We start from the raw sequence: 2,470 nt of genomic DNA, 5'->3' as shown, positions 1-2,470 counted from the left end.
GCCTCGACCAGCCGCTGCGGCGTGATCGGCGAACGCAACAGCTCGACGCCGAGTGGCCGCAAGGCGTCGTTGACCGCGTTGGCGATCGCCGCCGGCGGCGCAATCGCGCCGCCTTCGCCGATGCCCTTGACGCCGAAGGTCGTATAGGGCGAGGGGGTCTCCATATGGTCGAGCCGCGGCTCGGGCACCTCGGTCGGCCCCGGCAGCAGATAGTCGGCGAGCGTGGTCGCCAGCGGCTGGCCGGCGCTGTCGAACGGCATCTCCTCGTAGAGCGCGGTGCCGATGCCTTGCGCCAACCCGCCAAAGATCTGGCCGTCGACGATCATCGGATTGACCAGCACGCCGCCATCCTCGACGATCACATAGTCGAGGATCTCGACATCGCCGAGATTGGGATCGACCGCGACGGTGACGGCATGCACCGCGTAGCTGAAGGTGCCGCTGTCGCGCTGCGGCTTGTAGCCGCCGGTCAGTTCGAGGCCGCCGGGATCGACATCGGCCGGCAGATCCTGTGGGCGGCGGTACCAGGTGTGCGCGATCTCGGCCAGCGCAATACTGCCAGTCGGACCTGTGACCCGCCCTTCGCGCAGCACGACGGCGGTGGAATCGAGCTGCAGCAGTTTGGCGCCGATGCGCTTGGCGCGTTCGGCGAGCTCGGAGCAGGTGGCGGCGACCGCGCCGCCCGCCATCACCATCGAGCGCGACCCCCATGTCCCCGTCGAATAGGGCGTGATCGCGGTGTCGCCATGGATGATGCGGATTTTTGCGGTCTCGATGCCGAGAATCTCATGCGCGACCTGCGCCAAGGTGGTCTCGAGCCCCTGGCCGTGCGAATGCACGCCGACCCTGATCTCGAGCCCGCCGTCGGGTGTCATGCGCACCTGCGCCTGTTCGTGTCCGGGCACCATCGGAATGCCCCAGCCGGCATAGACCGAAGTGCCGTGCGCGGCCTGCTCGCAATAGATCGACAGGCCGGTGCCGATCAATCGTCCGTCCGCCTCGCCGGCGCGTTGGCGTTGCCGCACGGCGGCAACGTCGATCATGGCCAGCGCGCGCCGCAGCGCTTCCGGATAGTCGCCGCTGTCGAAATGCTTGTTGGTGATGTTGTCGAACGGCATCTCGCCGGCGTCGATCAGATTGCGCAATCGCACCTCGGCGGGTTCGAGCCCGGCTTCCACGGCAACCGCATCCAGCATGATCTCGAGCGCGAAGCAGACCCCGGTGCGCGCCACGCCGCGATAGGGCAGGATTGGGCACTTGTTGGTCGCGGCCGAAAAGGTCCGGCAGCGATAGGAAGGCATCCGATAGGGACCGGGCAGGATGCTGGCGACCTGCGCCGCCTCCAGGCAGGCGGAAAACGGATAGGACGAATACGCGCCGGAATCGACGGTCGCCTCGCAGTCGATGCCGCGCAAACGGCCGTCGCGATCGGCATAGACGGTGATCTTGTAGTGATGCTCGCGGCAATTGGCGCTCGCGGTCAGATGTTCGCGGCGATCCTCGATCCAGCGCACCGGGTGGCCCTGGCGCATGGTCAGCCAGGCGAGGCAGACCTCTTCGGGCAACAGAATGCCCTTGTGGCCGAAGCCGCCGCCGATGTCCGGCGAGACGATGCGGATGCGGCCCTGCTCCAGGCCGAGGCAGTCGGACAGCCCGTTGCGCACGATATGCGGCATCTGCGCGCCGGTAAAGAGCGTCAACTGATCGAGCCGGTGATCGTAGGTCGCGACCACGCCGCGGCCTTCCAGCGGCGACATGCACTGCCGCGCGGTGGAGATTTCGCGGCTGACCTTGATCGGCGCATCGAGGGCGGAGGCAATGTTCACCTCGAAGGCGCTTTCGAGGAAGACGTTGTCGCCCCAATGCTCGTGCACCAGCACGGCACCCTTTTCGCGCGCCTGCAGCATGTCATGGATCGCCGGCAGCTCTTCGAGCTCGAGCGTCACGGCGGCTGCGATGTCCTCGGCTTCCGCGCGGCTCGGCGCAACGCACATCGCGACCAGTTCGCCGACGTGGCGGACCTTGCCGGTGGCGAGCACCGGCTGCTCGGATGCCTTGAAGCCCGGCAATCCCGACACGGCGCGGATCGGCTTGACCTCGCCGAGATCGGCCGCAGTGAACACGAACTCGCGAAATTGCTCCGGCACCGTGATCGACCGGATGCGCGCATGCGCAAGTGGACTGCGCACGAAGGCCACGTCTTGCAGGCCGGCGAGGCGGATGTCGGCCACGAACTGGCCGCGGCCGCGCATCAGGCGATCGTCTTCCTTGCGCAGCAGGCGCGCCCCGACGCCCTGCTTGCTGCCAGTCACGACGCCCGAAACGCTGTTGTCTGCAACGTTCCGTTCGTCCGCCATGACCGCTCAGGCCGCTTCGGCGCGCGGCAGGATCGGGGCGGTCGCGTCGTGGCGAACGCCGGCGCGCAGGCAGAACACCGGCTGCAGCAGGCTATCGGCGATCACTTCGGTCT

Annotated in this window: 1 protein-coding gene; it reads right to left on the bottom strand. The window is 67.6% G+C overall.

The window, feature by feature from the left end:
- The coding region (locus WCB02_RS15575) for a xanthine dehydrogenase family protein molybdopterin-binding subunit (protein ID WP_423959254.1) at window positions 1–2,357 on the bottom strand (2,357 nt) is incomplete at its 3' end.
- Window positions 2,358–2,470 lie beyond the last annotated feature (113 nt).

It is taken from the genome of Bradyrhizobium sp., assembly GCF_049581145.1.
Classification (GTDB): domain Bacteria; phylum Pseudomonadota; class Alphaproteobacteria; order Rhizobiales; family Xanthobacteraceae; genus Bradyrhizobium.
This window is presented reverse-complemented; position numbering and strand designations above follow the sequence as displayed.